The 17,876-nt window shown below is 30.8% G+C and carries 15 protein-coding genes; 8 read left to right on the top strand and 7 right to left on the bottom strand.

Going from position 1 to position 17,876, the window contains the following annotated elements:
- The first annotated feature begins 46 nt into the window (after positions 1–46).
- Positions 47–844 carry a glutamate racemase gene (gene murI / locus WHA43_RS10240; protein ID WP_105046957.1) on the top strand — a complete coding sequence of 266 codons (798 nt, stop codon included), beginning with the start codon at positions 47–49 and terminating at the stop codon, positions 842–844.
- Here murI and WHA43_RS10235 read toward each other — a convergent pair.
- Entirely contained in the window at positions 841–1,824 is a 984-nt protein-coding gene (locus tag WHA43_RS10235) for a PorP/SprF family type IX secretion system membrane protein (RefSeq protein ID WP_105046956.1), read from the bottom strand. The two genes, murI and WHA43_RS10235, sit on opposite strands and share 4 nt — an antisense overlap.
- 259 nt (positions 1,825–2,083) lie before the next feature.
- Here WHA43_RS10235 and folK point away from each other — a divergent pair, with 259 nt between their 5' ends.
- A complete protein-coding gene (gene folK, locus WHA43_RS10230; RefSeq protein ID WP_105046955.1) occupies positions 2,084–3,208 on the top strand; it encodes a 2-amino-4-hydroxy-6-hydroxymethyldihydropteridine diphosphokinase in 1,125 nt (374 codons plus the stop codon).
- A 2-nt stretch (positions 3,209–3,210) separates the two neighbouring features.
- On the opposite strand, the gene gldC is transcribed toward folK, so the two are convergent.
- Positions 3,211–3,546, bottom strand: a complete 336-nt coding sequence (gene gldC / locus WHA43_RS10225; protein ID WP_105046954.1) for a gliding motility protein GldC — start codon at positions 3,544–3,546, stop codon at positions 3,211–3,213.
- Complete coding sequence (gene gldB, locus WHA43_RS10220) at positions 3,546–4,505, bottom strand: gliding motility lipoprotein GldB (RefSeq protein WP_105046953.1); 960 nt, start codon at positions 4,503–4,505, stop codon at positions 3,546–3,548. The genes gldC and gldB overlap by 1 nt, the downstream gene beginning before the upstream one ends.
- A gap of 60 nt (positions 4,506–4,565) precedes the next feature.
- Here gldB and nadE point away from each other — a divergent pair, with 60 nt between their 5' ends.
- A complete protein-coding gene (nadE, locus tag WHA43_RS10215; RefSeq protein ID WP_105046952.1) occupies positions 4,566–5,354 on the top strand; it encodes an NAD(+) synthase in 789 nt (262 codons plus the stop codon).
- Between the two features lie 384 nt (positions 5,355–5,738).
- Here nadE and dnaG read toward each other — a convergent pair whose 3' ends face one another.
- From dnaG to tig, 4 genes are all read right to left on the bottom strand, one after another.
- The gene (dnaG, locus tag WHA43_RS10210; RefSeq protein WP_105046950.1) at positions 5,739–7,688 is read right to left on the bottom strand and encodes a DNA primase; all 1,950 of its coding nucleotides are present in this window, start codon (positions 7,686–7,688) and stop codon (positions 5,739–5,741) included.
- A gap of 134 nt (positions 7,689–7,822) precedes the next feature.
- On the bottom strand, positions 7,823–9,058 hold the full coding sequence (clpX, locus tag WHA43_RS10205; protein WP_105046949.1) for an ATP-dependent Clp protease ATP-binding subunit ClpX: 1,236 nt from the start codon (positions 9,056–9,058) through the stop codon (positions 7,823–7,825).
- Between the two features lie 31 nt (positions 9,059–9,089).
- Positions 9,090–9,752, bottom strand: a complete 663-nt coding sequence (clpP, locus tag WHA43_RS10200; protein WP_105046948.1) for an ATP-dependent Clp endopeptidase proteolytic subunit ClpP — start codon at positions 9,750–9,752, stop codon at positions 9,090–9,092.
- A gap of 134 nt (positions 9,753–9,886) precedes the next feature.
- On the bottom strand, positions 9,887–11,203 hold the full coding sequence (gene tig, locus WHA43_RS10195) for a trigger factor (protein ID WP_105047371.1): 1,317 nt from the start codon (positions 11,201–11,203) through the stop codon (positions 9,887–9,889).
- A 225-nt stretch (positions 11,204–11,428) separates the two neighbouring features.
- On the opposite strand from tig, the gene pyrH reads away from it, so the two are divergent.
- The 5 genes from pyrH to asnS all read left to right on the top strand — a co-directional run bounded on the left by pyrH (position 11,429) and on the right by asnS (position 17,851).
- Positions 11,429–12,136 (top strand): UMP kinase, encoded by a 708-nt coding sequence (pyrH, locus tag WHA43_RS10190; RefSeq protein ID WP_105046947.1) that lies wholly within the window; start codon positions 11,429–11,431, stop codon positions 12,134–12,136.
- A gap of 26 nt (positions 12,137–12,162) precedes the next feature.
- On the top strand, positions 12,163–12,717 hold the full coding sequence (gene frr / locus WHA43_RS10185) for a ribosome recycling factor (RefSeq protein ID WP_105046946.1): 555 nt from the start codon (positions 12,163–12,165) through the stop codon (positions 12,715–12,717).
- Between the two features lie 180 nt (positions 12,718–12,897).
- On the top strand, positions 12,898–13,857 hold the full coding sequence (locus WHA43_RS10180) for an IS30 family transposase (RefSeq protein WP_105046945.1): 960 nt from the start codon (positions 12,898–12,900) through the stop codon (positions 13,855–13,857).
- A gap of 78 nt (positions 13,858–13,935) precedes the next feature.
- Entirely contained in the window at positions 13,936–16,311 is a 2,376-nt protein-coding gene (locus WHA43_RS10175) for an efflux RND transporter permease subunit (protein ID WP_105046944.1), read from the top strand.
- Positions 16,312–16,417: 106 nt separating this feature from the next.
- On the top strand, positions 16,418–17,851 hold the full coding sequence (asnS, locus tag WHA43_RS10170; RefSeq protein WP_105046943.1) for an asparagine--tRNA ligase: 1,434 nt from the start codon (positions 16,418–16,420) through the stop codon (positions 17,849–17,851).
- Positions 17,852–17,876: the final 25 nt, after the last annotated feature.

The following is a 17,876-nucleotide window of genomic DNA, read 5'->3' as shown; positions in this document are numbered from 1 at the left end:
TTCATAAAAACCTGCTTAATTAAGTAGGTTTTTTTATTTTTACAACATGGCGCAATCTGCAAGTTTTCCTATTGGTATTTTTGATTCTGGAGTTGGAGGAACTTCCATCTGGAAAGAGATTGTTACCTTATTGCCTAATGAAAATACAATTTATTTAGCAGATAGTAAAAATGCTCCTTATGGAGAAAAATCAAAAGATGAAATCATTGAGCTTTCTATAAAAAATACTGAGTTTTTACTAAATCAAAACTGTAAAATCATTGTAGTTGCCTGCAATACTGCTACAACAAACGCTATCAAAACTTTACGTAAAAATTATACGATTCCTTTTATTGGTATTGAACCTGCTATAAAACCAGCTGCATTATCTACAAAAACCAATGTCGTTGGAATTTTAGCCACCAAAGGAACTTTAAATAGCGAACTTTTTGAAGCAACATCTAGTATTTTTAAATCGCACATTACAATCAAAGAAATTGTTGGAAAGGGATTGGTTGAGTTGATTGAAGCTGGAAAAATAAATTCTCCTGAAATGACCATGTTATTAGAATCTTATCTTCAACCCATGTTAGCTCAAAACGTAGATTGTTTGGTATTAGGTTGCACTCATTATCCGTATTTGATTCCTCAAATTCGTAGAATTGTGGGAGAAAAAATGCAAATTATTGATTCAGGTTTGGCAGTTGCAAAACAAACAAAAGCTATTTTAGAAAAGAACAACTTACTCCAAACAGCTAATCAACCTGGAAAACATCAATTTTTTTCGAACAGTGATTGTAAGGTTTTAGAGATGCTTGTAGGAAACGAAATTGCTTTTACAGAAATAAAAAGTAGAGACTTTTAAAATCCTCCAAAAGCTGAATTGATATTAGGACATGCAGCTGCTCTTTGTTCTCTAGTCCATAAATTTACACCCACAGAAACTTGATGAAAACCAGAGTTTGTCAAAACAGTTTCGTTCATTTGATTGGTATAAGTGTATGAAAACATCCAATTCTGGTAATTAATTCCTACAATTGGTGATACATAACGTGCATTTTGTATGGCATTCGTATCAAAGCTTTGTCTGTAAGAAAGTGCTGCCCAAAGTTGAGTTTGCGAAAATGTTTTATATGCTTTGATATTTACATCAGCAATTCGCTCTCCTGTTCCTTCTCTGAATTGCATCATGATAGAAGGCTCAAACTGAACAAAAAGTTCTTCACCAAAATAATATCCTGCAGAAAAAATATAATTTCTCAAATCTAATGGTTCTTGAACATTCAGATTATTTTTGGCTGTTAATAATAAATTTTTTACAGTAAAATAAGATGATAAGCCTCCTAAATGATAAGCCACACTAAAATCTGCATTATAGTAACTAGTACTTTCAATGATTGCTGCAATGGCTCTGTCTCCTGTAAAAGTTCGTTGATCTGATTGATTTTGCACAAAAGTAAATGCCAATCCAAAAGACAATTGATTGAATAATCTGCCATCGCTCAAAGGCAAATGATAGGCATAAGTTCCTTGAACTCCTAATTGCGAATGAAATCCATTTTTGTCATTAAACAAAACCAAACCATATCCAGCATTTGAATATTCGTTAAAACGAGTATGAAAACTTACTGTTTGAAGTGCTGGAGCATTTGGAATTCCTGCCCATTGTTGTCTTGCTGTAAATCGCAATTTGCTTGAATTTCCAATACCAGCAGCAGAAGGATGCACTAAAAAAACATTATCTGATAAATAATCTTGGTAAATTGGCAATGTTTCTTGTGAAAAGCTTTTTATCGAAAAAAACGATAAAAAAAAGAAACAGCATGCGTAGTAAGTGAATCTCATTAAAAAACGGTTGTTATAAGTTTTCAAATATATTGCTTTTAAAAGAATAATTATATTTAAAAAGAAGGTTTTAACAGTTTTTATGTAAATCCAAACATAAAACAATTTCACATTATCAATTTAAAAAAATAAATGGCATTTAGAATTAAAAACCCGTCAATTTGTATTTATAGTTTATAACCTCTTTTTAATTGAAATTTAAAAAAAACACATTAAATAATACAAGTTACCAAACGTTTTATTTTCTTTGTAATACTTTATGAAAATACAACGAATCGCCTATTTATCTTTAGGAACTAATCTTGGAGATAAAACTGAAAATTTACAAAATGCTATTGAAGGTATTGCCGAAAAAGTAGGCGATATTCGAAAGATTTCTGGAGTATATCAAACTGCTTCTTGGGGATTTGAAAGTGAGGATTTTTATAATTGTTGTATTGAAGTCTCTACGCATCATGCACCCGAAAAATTATTATCAATATTACTCCAAATTGAGTCAAATTTGGGCAGAAAAAGAGTAGATTCTGATACGTATTTAGATAGAAATATTGATATTGATATATTGCTGTTTGATGACGAAATTATCTTTTCAAAAACACTCACTGTACCTCATCCAAAAATGTTGTTGCGAAAATTTGTATTGGTTCCTATGGCAGAAATTGCGCCTACATTTTTTCACCCAATTGAAAAAAAACAACTTACTTTTTGTTTACAAAATTGCGATGATGAATCTGAAATTTTAAAAACATCCGTTCAATTAAAACGTCCAATTCCGATTGTAGAAAAATACAATTACATTGCGATTGAAGGAAATATTGGCGCAGGAAAAACATCGTTAGCCAAAATGATGTCTGACGAATTCAATGCAAAAATCATTCTAGAACGCTTTGCAGACAACGCATTTCTTCCAAAATTTTACGAAGATAAAGAGCGCTTTGCCTTTCCTTTAGAAATGAGTTTTTTAGCAGATAGATATCAACAATTGAGTGATGATTTGGCGCAACTAGACCTTTTTAAAAACTTAATTGTATCTGATTATTACATTTTTAAATCTTTAATTTTTGCTCAAATCACGCTCCAAAAAGAAGAGTATTTGTTATACAGAAGAATGTTTGATATTATGTATAAAGAAATTACAAAACCTGATTTGTATGTATATCTTTATCAAAATACCACAAGACTTTTAAAAAATATCAAGAAAAGAGGCAGAGATTATGAGCAGAATATTGAAGAAACGTATCTTCAAAAAATCCATGATGGATATAAAAATTTCATCAATACTCAACAAGAGTTAAATGTACTTGTAATTGACGTTTCTGAAATTGATTTTGTAAACGAACCTGATGATTATCAGTCAATTATCAATCAGATAAAAAAAGGATAAAGTTATTTTTTCAACTCTAATTTTTCAGCAAAATACTCACAAAAATCGCGCATTGTTTCGCTCATTTTTAAATCATTTGTAGCGCGTTCATAAGTGTCAGCCATAGAAACCAACGTTTGATGAAAAAACTGTTTCATCTCGTCAACTGGCATATCTTTTGTCCACAAATCCATACGCAACGTATCTTTTTGTTTATGATCCCAAACAGAAATCATTACAGCTTTTGAAGGTTCATTTTCAATTCCACCATCTTTTGCAGTCCAAGAAATATTTTCAGGAATCTTATTTTCATCTAAATGAATGTGAAAAATCACTTCTGAATTGTGTGTAATTGCCATTATTTTTTAGGTTTATATTTTGACTGATTAAATAATTCTGTTTCGTCTTTTTTCAAAAATTCTTGCAAAGATACATCATTATGTTTCAAATACGATTGTACGATTTGCCAACCCAACCAAACACCAATTTTTCCTGGAGATAAATTGTCTTGTTCTCTGTAAAATTTAGAAAAAGGAGCGTCCTCTAAAAATCGTTTATTAAGGTTGGTTTCTGTACTAAAAAGGAGTTTTTCTTCCATAAAATAGGCCCAAATTTGCGCTTCATTTTCAACAGCCCATTGCCATTTTTCTTTAGAATATCCCATTTTTTCAACTTCGGATATTGAAGGTAAATACCAATCTAACAAAGCTATTTTTTTGCCTTCATGAACCATTTTAGCAATAAAACTTCGATTGATTGTTGGCCGAATTTGCTGATTAATAAATGTTTCTGCTATAGTAACTATCAAATGTTCTTTGGTATTGTTTTGTTTGATATAATTGGGGAAATCTGCATAAAATGGATGGTTTTTACCTAAAAAAACATCCAAAGAAATTAATAGTAAACTGTCTGCATAAATGACCCTATTTTCATAATCAATATTCGATTGAATTGTAACTACATCTGGCGCTTTAAAATTTGGGTTATAATACTTTACATGTTTAAAAAATGAAGTCAATTGCTTTTCTATATCTGAAAAATCTTTGTAAACTTTTTGAGTTTCTGCAAACAATTCTTGTTCTTGCTTATCTGCTATTTTTTCCAAAGAAATGCTATCTGAAAATGATTCAGGAAATAAATAAGGATAGGTTACTTTTACATTTGGCAATGTCTCTTTGGTGGCTGTATAAAAATCAATATCAAAACGTTTAATTTCATAATCTATGGATATTTTTGAAACATCAATAGTTGATTTTTTTTGAGTATTACATGAAAAAATTACGCACAAAATCATTAAAAAAGCCCAAGTAAATCTCATATTCTTTGTATCTTAGTCATTCAAAATTTAGAACGGTAAAAATACTAAAATAGTTTGTCAATGAACACAGAAAAAGTAGCTAAACATATTATAGATTGGCTAGCGAATTATGCTAAAAATGGAAAGTTAAATGGTTTTGTAATCGGAGTTTCAGGAGGGATTGACTCAGCAGTTACCTCTACTCTATGTGCCAAAACTGGCTTACCAACTTTGTGTTTAGAAATGCCTATTCACCAAGCAGAAAGTCAAGTAAATAGAGCTAAAAATCATATTGATTGGTTAGAAAAAAATTATAAAAATGTTTCTAGAATTACCGTAAATCTGACTCCTGTTTTTGATAGTTTGATTGCTGCTTTACCAAAAGTTGACAACGAAGAAAGTCGTTTTATGTCTTTGGCAAACACAAGAGCGCGTTTAAGAATGACCACTTTATATTATTTCGCAGCCTTACATGGCTATTTAGTGGCTGGTACAGGAAATAAAGTTGAAGATTTTGGCGTTGGTTTTTATACAAAATACGGAGATGGAGGTGTAGATTTGAGTCCAATTGCTGATTTAATGAAATCGGAAGTGTATGAAATTGCCAAACATTTTGGCATCAACCAAGACATTATACAAGCTGCACCAACAGATGGTTTGTGGGGTGATGACAGAACTGATGAAGACCAAATTGGCGCTTCATATGATGAATTAGAATGGGCAATGAATATGCAAGAACAAGGAAAAACAATAGCTGATTTTAAAGGAAGGGAAAAAGATGTGTATTCAATTTACATTCGATTAAACACCATAAACCAACATAAAATGCAACCGATTCCGGTTTGTGAAATTCCCAAATCAATGAAGTAAACACAAAAAAAAGACCTTTATTTCTAGAAATAAAGGTCTTTTTTTTATAACAAATTCGCAGCAATCATCATTTTTTTTATTCGAATATAAGCACGCCTTTTAGATCCGTTTGATATTTCGAATGGTAAAAAAATAAATAATTGAATAATTTTTAAAATTTGTAGGATTCTTTTCATAACGCAATAAATTCTTTTTCTCAGAGCAAATGTAGTAAAAAAGAAATTATTCATAAAATTTTTTTACAAGGTGAAAAACTAATTTTAATTTTAAAATTAGTTTTTCACAAAAAAATAAAGTCAAAAAATGCAATTTATCCTTTAAAATAAAGGTTTTTCAGCAATTATTTAGAAAGAAAAAATTGTTAATAAAATCTTAAATAAATTTTTAAACAACCCTATTTAATTTCTCGGAAAGTCGAATTCGAAGTGAATTATAATTCATAATTTCTTCTATTTCTTCTTTTGAATATTCTTTTTCTTTAACTGCTTTTTCTTTCAGGAGTTTATCAATCAATATTCTTCTAATATTGTAAATAGAATCTGTTACCGCTTTTGTCAATACCTCTTTTGCACCTGTAACAAAGATATTTTTCCTTTCCCATTGGCTAAGTTGGTATTTTTCTTCATCCATTAAAATTGAAGTTACTGCAGAAGAAATAATTGTATTGGGATGGTTGATTAATTTATCAATTTCAAGTATTTCAGATTGATTGATTTGATAAATTATTTCATTGTAAATTTCTTTAAAAACAGGATTTGTAAACTCGATTTCATCATCATGAAGATGTAAATATATTTCCGCAGAAACTTCGTTTTTATAAGTTTTTTGAGTTTTTATTTCTCTTCCATTTTCATCGAAATGAGTTATTTCATCAATAAAATCAACCTCTTCATTACCATATAGCAATAATAATTTGATAATTTCTTTTTCTAAAATATCAAGTTGATCAACTTCTTTCAATTGTATTTCTTGCCTTTTTACAACTTCAAAAGTCTTTTTTTCTTCTTGATATTTTTTCGATTCTTCGGTATTAGTCTTGGCAATTAATTGTGCTAATTCACTGAACAATATCCGCTCAGAAATTTCCATTATTTGAGAACACTCTTGCACGTAAACTTCCCGTTGAATGGCATCAGGAATTTTAGAAATACTAGTAACAATATCTCTAATCAATCCTGCTTTTTTTACAGGATCATTCTGAGTATCCTCTAACAAAAGTGATACTTTAAAATTGATAAAATCTTGAGCAGCAGTATTTAAAAATTCTTTTAATTCAATATCGGAATGCGATTTCGCAAAACTATCTGGATCTTCACCATCAGGAAATTGAACAACTTTTACGTTCATTCCTTGCTCCAAAATCAAGTCAATTCCACGGATAGAAGCTCTAATTCCTGCTGCATCACCATCAAAAAGTACCGTAATATTTTTGGTCAATCTACTTATTAACCGAATTTGATCAGCAGTTAAAGCTGTCCCTGAAGAAGCCACCACATTTTCAATTCCTGATTGATGAAATGAAATAACATCAGTATAACCTTCTACCAAAAAACAGTTGTCTTGCTTGGCAATTTCTTTTTTTGCTTGGTAAATTCCGTACAAAATTTTACTCTTGTGATAAATATCACTTTCTGGCGAGTTTAGGTATTTTGCTGCTTTTTTATCAGCTGTTAAAATTCGTCCTCCAAAACCCAAAATTCGCCCAGACATAGAGTGAATTGGAAACATCACACGTCCTTTAAATCGGTCAAATTGCTTATTATCTTTTACAATGGTAAGTCCTGTAGATTCTAAATATTTCAATTGATATCCTTTAGAAATTGCAGCATTTGTAAAATGATCCCATTCATCCAAGCAGTAACCTAAATCGAATTTTTTAATGGTTTCATCACGAAAACCACGCTCTTTAAAATAACTCAATCCAATGGCTTTGCCTTGATTGGTATTTAGCATTGTGCTGTGAAAAAAATCTTTGGCAAAATTAGACACCAAAAACATGCTTTCACGTTCGTTTATTTGTTCTTTTTCTTGATTGGATTGAACAGTTTCTTCAATCTCGATATTATATTTTTTTGCTAGCCATTTTAAGGCTTCAGGATAAGTATAATGTTCATGTTCCATTAAAAAAGAAATGGCATTTCCTCCTTTTCCTGTGGAGAAATCTTTCCAGATTTGTTTTACTGGAGAAACCATAAATGAAGGTGATTTTTCGTCAGTAAACGGACTCAATCCTTTAAAATTACTTCCTGCTTTTTTAAGTTGCACAAATTCGCCAACAACTTCTTCTACTCTTGCTGCTTCAAAAACGCGATCTATGGTACTTCTAGAAATCATGAATTGGGTTAACTAAAAACGGAAAACAAATATATGAATTCACAAACTTGTTTTGAGAAATTAAAATGAATTAAAAAACCTCATCAAATGAATTAATGAGGTTTTGAATATTGATTTTTTTAAATTGAATTATTTTATGAAGCTGCTTTTAATTTTTTTAAAGCAGCAATTGATAATTTAGATTCAGCATATTCTTTGCTAACATGAAATTCTTTTTCATCAGAACTTGGTAAATCGAACATAGCATCTGAAAAAATAGCTTCGCATAAAGAACGTAATCCTCTAGCTCCTAGTTTATATGTTACTGCTTTATCAACTATAAAATTTAATGCTTCTTCAGCAATGGTAAAATCAACATCATCCATTGCAAACAATTTTTGATATTGTTTAATGATTGAATTTTTTGGTTCTGTTAAAATAGCACGCAATGTTTTTGCATCTAAAGGATTCATGAAGGTTAAAACTGGTAATCGCCCAATAATTTCAGGAATTAAACCAAACGATTTTAAATCAGAAGGTGTAATGTATTTTAATAAGTTTTCTTGGTCTATACCATCTTCATCTAAAGATGCGCTAAAACCAACAGCTTGCATGTTTAAACGTTTGCTGATGTTTCTTTCAATTCCTGAAAATGCACCTCCTGCAATGAATAAAATATTTTTTGTGTTGACTTCAGTGAACTTTTGTTCTGGATGTTTTCTTCCTCCTTGTGGAGCTACATTTACCACAGTTCCTTCTAATAATTTTAACAAAGCTTGTTGCACTCCTTCACCAGAAACATCTCTGGTGATGGAAGGATTGTCTCCTTTTCTGGCAATTTTATCAATTTCATCTATAAAAACAATGCCTTTTTCTGCTTTTGCAACATCATAATCTGCTGCTTGTAACAATCTGCTTAAAATGCTTTCTACATCTTCACCAACATAACCAGCTTGTGTCAATACAGTTGCATCCACAATCGCAAAAGGAACATTAAGCATTCGTGCAATAGTTTTTGCAACCAATGTTTTTCCTGTTCCTGTTTCACCTACTAAAATGATGTTACTTTTTTCTATTTCCACATCATCATTGGTGTTTTTTTGCAACAATCTTTTATAATGATTGTAAACAGCCACTGACATTGCACGCTTTGTTTCGTCTTGACCAATGATGTATTGATCTAGAAACTGTTTAATTTCTTGTGGTTTTTTTACGGTAAGTGCTTTTGAAAGCTTGCTTTTTTTGGATTGTAAAATTTCTTCTTTTACAATTCCATGAGCTTGTTCAATACACTGATCGCAAATATGGGCATCCATCCCTGCAATTAGTAAATCTGTTTCTGATTTTTTTCGTCCACAAAAAGAGCACTCTAAATTATCGTCTTTTGCCATTCTTTTGCTTTTGGCTATTAGCTATTTATTATTATAATTTTCTTTCTAAAACTTCATCTATCATTCCGTACTCTCTTGCTTCATAAGATTTCATCCAATAATCTCTATCAGAATCTTTCTGAATTTTATCAAAAGGTTGTCCTGAATGGAAAGAAATGATAGAGTATAATTCATCTCTTAATTTGATGGTTTCTTTGATGGTGATTTCCATATCTGAAACTTGACCTTGAGTTCCACTCATTGGTTGATGAATCATTACTCTTGAATGTGGCAACGCTGAACGTTTTCCTTTTGCTCCAGCACACATTAAAACTGCTCCCATTGAAGCTGCCATTCCTGTACAAATTGTAGCAACATCTGGTTTTATAAACTGCATTGTGTCATAAATTCCCAAACCTGCATAAACACCTCCACCTGGAGAATTGATGTAAATAGAAATGTCTTTGCTTGCATCTACACTTTCTAAAAAAAGTAATTGTGCTTGAATAACATTTGCAACCTGATCATTGATTCCTGTCCCTAAAAATATAATTCTGTCCATCATTAAACGTGAAAAAACATCCATTTGAGTGATGTTCATTTGACGTTCTTCCATGATATAAGGAGTTAAACTACTTGTTATTTGCGAGTAAGAAGTACTGCTAATTCCTTTATGTTTGGTAGCGTATTTTTCAAATTCTTTTCCGAAATCCATTGTTATGAAGTATTTTAATTTACTATACAAAGATACTAACTATTCTCCTTATGTGACTAATTTGTATCTCTAAATGCAAAAAAACCTGAATTTATGAATTCAGGTTTTTAAAATTTATTAAGATTTAAAATATTTTAATGATACGCTTCTTTGATAAAATCTTCATAAGAAACTTCTTTAGTATCAAAAGTCATATTTTCTTTATAGAAAGTCAATAATTTTTGACTGATTAACTGAGTCTGTAATTTTTGAGCTTCGTCTTTGTTTTGCAAAATTCTACCTGCAATGTCTTCCAATTCTTTTTCCTCAGGATTTAAGTTTCCAAATTGTGCCATTTGCATGCGAATAAAACCTTTTGTGTAATCAACTAATTCAGCATAATCAATACGAATTTCATTGTCTTTTAAGATTTTCCCTTCAATCAATTGATAACGCAATCCTTTTTCAGATTTATTATATTCTTCAATTGCTTCCTCTAAAGTCAAAGCTTTTTCACCAGCAGTTTGCAACCATTTTTGTAAAAATTCAGCTGGTAAATCGAATTTTGTATTTTCAATTAAAAACTCAATTGCATCGTTCAAAAATTGCTGATCAGCTTGTTGTTGAAATTGTTTTTCAGCATCTTCTTTTATTTTTTCTCTCAACTCAGTAGCTGTTGTTACGCTTCCATCAGCAAATAATTTATCAAACAATTCTTGATCTAAATCTGCTAATTCAGTTTTGGTAATATCATCAATTGTTGTAGAAATTACAATATCTAAACCATGAACTATATCATGAGAAATACCTAATAAATGTTGCAATCTGTGTTCGTCTTCAAATAAATTTTTGCTTTCTAAAGAAACAACATCTCCTAATTTTGCGCCAATCAACAAGTTTTGTTGACTTTTTAATTCACTAATTCTGAAGGTAGATTTTTTATTGATCTCTTTTTCTTCATTCACAAAAGTTGCAGTAACGTTAGCCTCTTCAGTAATTTCATCCAAAGAACTCATTTTTCCATAACGCGCTTGAATATTTTTTACTTCATCATCAATCAAAGATTCTGTCGCAGAAATTTTAAACAATTTTACCTTGTTTTTCGCATTCAAATCGATATCAAATTGTGGTGCTAAACCCAATTCAAACTCAAAAGAAAAAGTAGTTGCATCCCAATTAAAATCATCTTTGATTCTTGGTAAAGGATTTCCTAAAATATCTAATTTTTCTTCAACCAAAAATTTATTCAAAGCACTTTGAAGTAATTTGTTTACTTCATCAATCATTACAGATTTTCCATATTGCTTTTTCACAATTCCCATAGGAACTTGACCTTTTCTAAATCCTGGAATGTTTGCTTTTTTGCGATAATCAGCCAACATTTTGTCTACTTTTTCTTGATAATCTGCTGCTTCAATATCAACTTTTATCACTGCATTTAAAGCATCTAAGTTTTCTTTTGTAATATTCATTTGTTCTGTTTCTCTAGTTCTTAAAAAATCGAGTGCAAAATTAATCAATTTTATTGATGCTACAAAGGTTTAAATAATTCAATTTCAGTTGCATTGATTATTAAAATTATTCTATAAAAAAGCAATGATTTCTGTGAACACACTTTTAGAGATTTAAAAAAAATGATTAATTTTGCGCAACTTTTATCCTTTATTTAAAAAGGATTTATCAAAAAGCAATCAAAAATGCAATACAAAAGAATCCTTTTAAAATTAAGTGGAGAAGCCTTAATGGGCGATCGCAACTACGGAATTGACCCAAAACGTCTTTCAGAATACGCTAAAGAAATTAAAGAAGTTGTTGATAAAGGCATTGAAGTTGCCATTGTTATTGGAGGAGGAAATATTTTTAGAGGTGTAGCAGGTGCAAGTAATGGTATGGATCGTGTACAAGGAGATCACATGGGAATGTTGGCAACTTGTATCAATGGTTTGGCTTTACAAAGCGCCTTAGAGGCAGAAAATGTATTTACAAGATTGCAAACTGCACTCGAAATTAAAGAAGTTGCAGAACCTTATATCCGCAGAAAAGCTATCAGACATTTAGAAAAAGGTCGTGTGGTAATTTTTGGTGCAGGAACTGGAAATCCTTATTTTACAACAGATACGGCCGCTGTTTTAAGAGCCATAGAAATTGATGCTGATGCCATCTTAAAAGGAACAAGAGTTGATGGTGTGTATGATGCAGATCCTGAAAAATTTAAAAATGCTGTTAAGTTTGAAAATATCACCTTTAAAGATGTTATTGAAAAAGGATTGAAAGTGATGGATATGACTGCATTTACATTGAGTGAAGAAAATAATTTACCAATCATCATTTTTGATATGAATAAACAAGGAAACCTATTAAAATTAGTTTCCGGAGAAAAAGTAGGAACATTGATTAATATTTAAAAAATAACTTTTTAAAGTTTTAAAAAATGAACGAAGAAGTCGATTTTATATTAGACACTGCAAAAGAAGCTATGGATAGTGCAATTGCACACTTAGAAAAAGAATTTCGTGCCATTAGAGCCGGAAAAGCAACACCTGCAATGTTAGGTACAGTTTTGGTAGATTATTATGGTTCGCAAACACCATTATCGCAAGTTGCCAATGTTAGCACGCCTGACCCTAGAACACTGACGATTCAGCCTTGGGAAAAAAACATGCTTCAAGTAATTGAAAAAGCAATTCTATTAGCAAATTTAGGATTCAATCCTATGAATAATGGTGATGTTATCATGATTAACGTTCCTCCATTAACTGAAGAACGAAGAATTGGTTTGGCAAAACAAGCGAAAGCTGAAGCTGAACACGCTAAAGTGGGTATTAGAAACGCAAGAAAAGAAGCTAATAACGATATTAAAAAATTAGAAATTTCTGAAGATTTTAAGAAAATAGCTGAAGATGACGTTCAAAAACTAACTGACGCTTACGTAAAAAAGATTGATGATATTTTGGTTGTGAAAGAAAAAGAAATCATGACTGTTTAATAAAAATCTTTATAAACTTAATGTTAAAGAGTGGGTAAGTTCAATTAGTAAATGCAACATTAGATAATTTTTCTCTCTTTTTGAAATGAAGCGTAGCGGAATGAAAAAAGAGAGAAAAATCAACGTCTTTCTCTCTTAGGTTTAAATGTTCGACCTTTGTTTTCGTCTAAAAAAATACAGATGAAGCATTTAACATTAGAACAAAGGTACGTAATAAAAGCATATCTTGAATGTGGTATAACAAAAACCGAAATAGCAATAAAAATAGGTGTTGATAGAAGTACCATACATCGTGAATTAAAGCGAAACAATACAAAACAAGGCCTTTACAACCCAAATTTTGCTCAAGAACTGGCAGAAGAAAGAAAAGAGCATTTTACCACTAATCGCAAGTTTACTACTTGTATGCAAAAGCAAATAGATAAGTGGATAAAAGAAGAACAGTGGTCTCCCGAACAAATTAAAGGCTACTGTAAATGTAATGAAGTAGATATGGTTTCTATTGAGAGAATCTATCAATACATAAGGCAAGACAAAACTAAAGGTGGTAACTTGTACAAGCATCTTCGACATCAGCTCAAACACAGGAAACGACCAGTTTCTGGAAAACACGAGATTATCAAAAACAAAGTTTCTATTGACCAAAGACCTGATTTAATTAACAACAAAGAACGATTTGGTGATTGGGAAATAGATTTAATTGTGGGGAAAAACAATAAAGGAGCTATGGTTACTATTGTAGAGAGAACTACTGCTATGATTATGATAAAAAAACTTGAAAAAGGTAAAAACGCAGAAGCACTCGCTAATACAGTTATCGATATGCTGTTACCTTATAAAAACGCAGTAAAGTCAATAACAAGTGATAATGGAAGTGAGTTTGCACAACATCAAAAAATCGCAAAAAAATTACAAACTGAATTTTATTTTGCACATCCATATGCCTCGTGGGAAAGAGGTTTAAGCGAATATTCTAATAAATTAATTAGGCAATATATTCCTAAACAATCAGAATTTAATAACTTTGACGAAGAATTTATTAAACAAGTACAACATAAAATTAACAGAAGACCAAGGAAAAACTTAAAATTCAAAAGTCCGAAAGAATTATTTTTTAATTGTGTTGTATTTGATTGTTGAATCTACCGTGTTTTTTAACACTCTTTTTTGTTTTTAATCGCAAAGACAATTAGTTACCTTTGCAAAAATTTTTTTTAAATGAATTTCTGGACAAAAGTTGCGGGTATCATTTTAAGAAACCGTTACTTGGTTTTATTAATAATTGCTATCATCACAGGTTTATTAGCTTCGCAAATAAAGTATATGAAATTTTCATATACCGAAGCAAACTTACTTCCTGAAAACCACGAAGTAAATCTTGAATACAATAAGTTTTTAGAGATTTTTGGTGAAGAAGGAAATTTAGTAATTCTAGGGATTAAAGATTCATCTGTTTTTTCTCCTAAAAAATTCAATGCTTGGAATCATTTGATTGATAATTTTGAAGATTTAGAAGAAGTTGATTTTACTCTTTCAATTGCCGATGTTCAAAAACTAAAAGCCGATAGAAGCAAACGAAAATTTGTTTTAGAGCCTTTATTTGATGAAGATCCAAAAACAACAGAAGAAGTCTTAGCCATCAAAAAACAATTGTTTGAGAAATTGCCTTTCTATGATAATTTACTGTTCAATAAAAATACAGGCACTTTACAAACAGCGATTTATATTAAAAAGGAATTGATTAATACGCCTGTTCGTAGAGATTTTATTTTCAATAAATTAATTCCTGTTGTAGAGAAATTTGAAAAAGAAAACAATGTTGATGTTCGAATTTCTGGAATGCCCTATATCCGAACATTGAATTCCCAAAATATTCAAGATGAAATTTTATTATTCGTTTTGGGTGCTTTATTGATTACTGCTGTTATTTTCTTTTTCTTTTTTAGATCATACAGAGCCACATTTATTACGCTTTTAGTAGTATTGATTGGCGTTACCTGGGCTTTTGGTTTTATTGGTTGGTTTCGTTATGAAATCACTGTTTTATCAGCATTAATTCCGCCATTAATCATTGTAATTGGAGTGCCAAATGCTGTTTTCTTGATTAATAAATACCAACAAGAAATTAAAAAACATGGCAATCAAGCAAAATCTTTGCAACGTGTCATTACTAAAATTGGCAACGCAACTTTGATGACAAACATTACAACTGCTGCTGGTTTTGCAACTTTTGTTTTTGTAAAAAGTGATTTATTGCGTGAATTCGGAATTTTAGCATCAATAAATATCATCAGTATTTTTATTTTGGCGCTGTTGCTGATTCCTATTATTTACAGTTTCATGCCACTCCCAAAGAAAAAACATTTGAATCATTTAGAACGTAAATGGATAGAAAATGTGGTTGATTGGATGGAAAAAACGGTAAGAGAGCACAGAATCGGAATTTATTTTACCTCTGTAATTATCATTATCATTGGCATCATTGGCGTGTATCAAATTCGTGTATCAGGTAGTTTGATTGAAGACATGCCTAAAAGTATGGGTTTTTATAAAGACATCAAGTTTTTTGAAAACGAGTTTGGTGGTATTATGCCTTTGGAAATCTTAATTGATACCAAAAAAGAAAAAGGTGTCATGAAATTATCCACCTTAAAAAAGATGGAAAAAATCAATGAAGCAATTGAAACTTTTCCTGAATTATCAAAACCAATTTCGGTGGTAAATTTGGTAAAATATTCTAAACAAGCATATTATCAAGGAAATCCAAAATACTATCAATTGCCCACAAGTCAAGAGCAAAATTACATTTTTGCCTACACCAAAAACTCAAGTAATGACTCTGGAATGTTAAAAAGTTTTGTAGATTCTACAGGTCGTTATGCACGAATTACGACGTTTATGAAAGACATTGGCACTGACAAAATGGATGATATTCAAGAGAGAATTCAAACTGTTATTGACAAAGAATTTGACAAAGAAAAATACACTGTAAGTTTAACAGGAAAAGCCTTGGTTTTTATCAAAGGGACTAATTATTTGATAACCAATTTAGTATTTTCGCTATCACTGGCAATTGTACTTATTTCCATCTTTATGGCTTGGATGTTTCGTTCGCCACAAATGATTTTAATTTCATTAATTCCGAATATTTTACCATTGTTAATTACTGCAGGATTGATGGGCTTTTTTGATATTCCCATAAAACCATCAACTATTCTAGTTTTCAGTATTGCTTTTGGAATTTCAGTAGATGACACCATTCACTTTTTAGCAAAATATCGACAAGAATTAATAGCTCATAACTGGCGTATAAAGCCATCTGTTTTTGCTGCTTTACGCGAAACTGGTGTAAGTATGTTTTATACATCAATCGTATTATTTTTTGGGTTTTTAGTGTTTACATTATCGAGTTTTGGAGGTACTATTGCCTTGGGAGGATTAGTATCCATCACTTTATTATTTGCAATGGTTTCAAACTTATTATTGTTACCTTCATTATTACTAACTTTTGAAAAGAAAATAGCCAATAAAAAGATATTTAAAGAACCCGCAATAGAAATTATTCCTGCGGAGGATGAGAAAATAGAAGATTAAAATTATCTCGATTATTAAAAGTTGAACTATTGTATTCTAAAAGCAAAAAAGTATCTTTACCATTGTTTTCAAAAATATTAAAATCAAGCACTTAAAAAGGAAAAAAATGACAGAAAAGAGCGTTGTTGAAATTTTAAATTCAAGTATTTTATCTCAAGAAATTATACTAAAAGGTTGGGTTAGAACTTTTAGAAGCAATCGTTTTATTGCTTTGAATGATGGTTCAACTATCAAAAATATTCAATGTGTAATTGACTTTGAAACCACTCCTGAAGATACTTTAAAAAGAATCACAACAGGTGCAGCAATTACTGTAAAAGGAGTTGTTGTAGAAAGTCAAGGAAAAGGACAATCTGTTGAAATTCAAGTTTCTGAAATTGAAATTTTAGGAGATTCCAACCCTGAAGAATATCCAATTCAGCCTAAAAAACATAGCTTTGAATTTTTAAGAGAAAATGCTCATTTACGCACACGAACCAATACTTTTGGTGCTGTAATGCGTGTTCGTTCTAAATTGTCTTTTGCAGTTCATACCTATTTCCAAGAAAATGGTTTTAACTATGTAAATACACCCATTATAACTGGGTCAGATGCTGAAGGCGCAGGAGAAATGTTTCGTGTAACTACCCTTCACCCTTCAAAAGCACCATTAACAGAAGATGGAAATATAGATTATTCAAAAGATTTCTTCGGAAAAGAAACGAATTTGACAGTTTCTGGTCAATTAGAAGCAGAAGCCTATGCCATGTCTCTAGGAAAAGCCTATACTTTCGGACCCACTTTTAGAGCTGAAAATTCAAATACAACTAGGCATTTAGCAGAGTTTTGGATGATTGAACCCGAAGTTGCTTTCATGGATTTAGACGGAAACATGGATTTGGCAGAAGATTTTATCAAATCGGTTTTGAAATATATTTTAAAACACTGTCAAGATGATTTAGAATTTTTAAATCAGCGTTTGTTAGATGAAGACAAAACAAAACCAATGAACGATCGCAGTGAAATGAGTTTGTTAGAAAAATTGCGTTTTGTAGTTGACAATAACTTTAAGCGTGTTTCTTACACAGAAGCGATTGATATTTTACGCAATTCTACTCCAAATAAAAAGAAAAAATTTCAATATCCAATCAATGAATGGGGAGCAGATTTACAATCAGAACACGAGCGTTTTTTAGTAGAAACTCATTTCAAATGTCCTGTAATTTTATATGATTATCCTGCAAATATCAAAGCATTTTATATGCGTTTGAACGATGATGGAAAAACAGTAAGAGCTATGGATGTGTTATTTCCTGGCATTGGAGAAATCGTTGGAGGAAGTCAAAGAGAAGAGCGTTTTGATGTTTTAGTAGCAAAAATGAAAACTTTAGGCATTGAAGAAGAAGAATTGTGGTGGTATTTAGATTTACGAAAATTTGGTACTGCAGTGCATTCAGGTTTTGGTCTTGGTTTTGAAAGATTAGTGCAATTTTCAACAGGAATGAGTAATATTCGTGATGTAATTCCATTTCCAAGAACACCTCAAAATGCAGAATTTTAAGCATCAAAAATAACTTTATAAAACA

The sequence above is a fragment of the Polaribacter gangjinensis genome, from assembly GCF_038024125.1.
GTDB lineage: Bacteria > Bacteroidota > Bacteroidia > Flavobacteriales > Flavobacteriaceae > Polaribacter > Polaribacter gangjinensis.
This window is presented reverse-complemented; position numbering and strand designations above follow the sequence as displayed.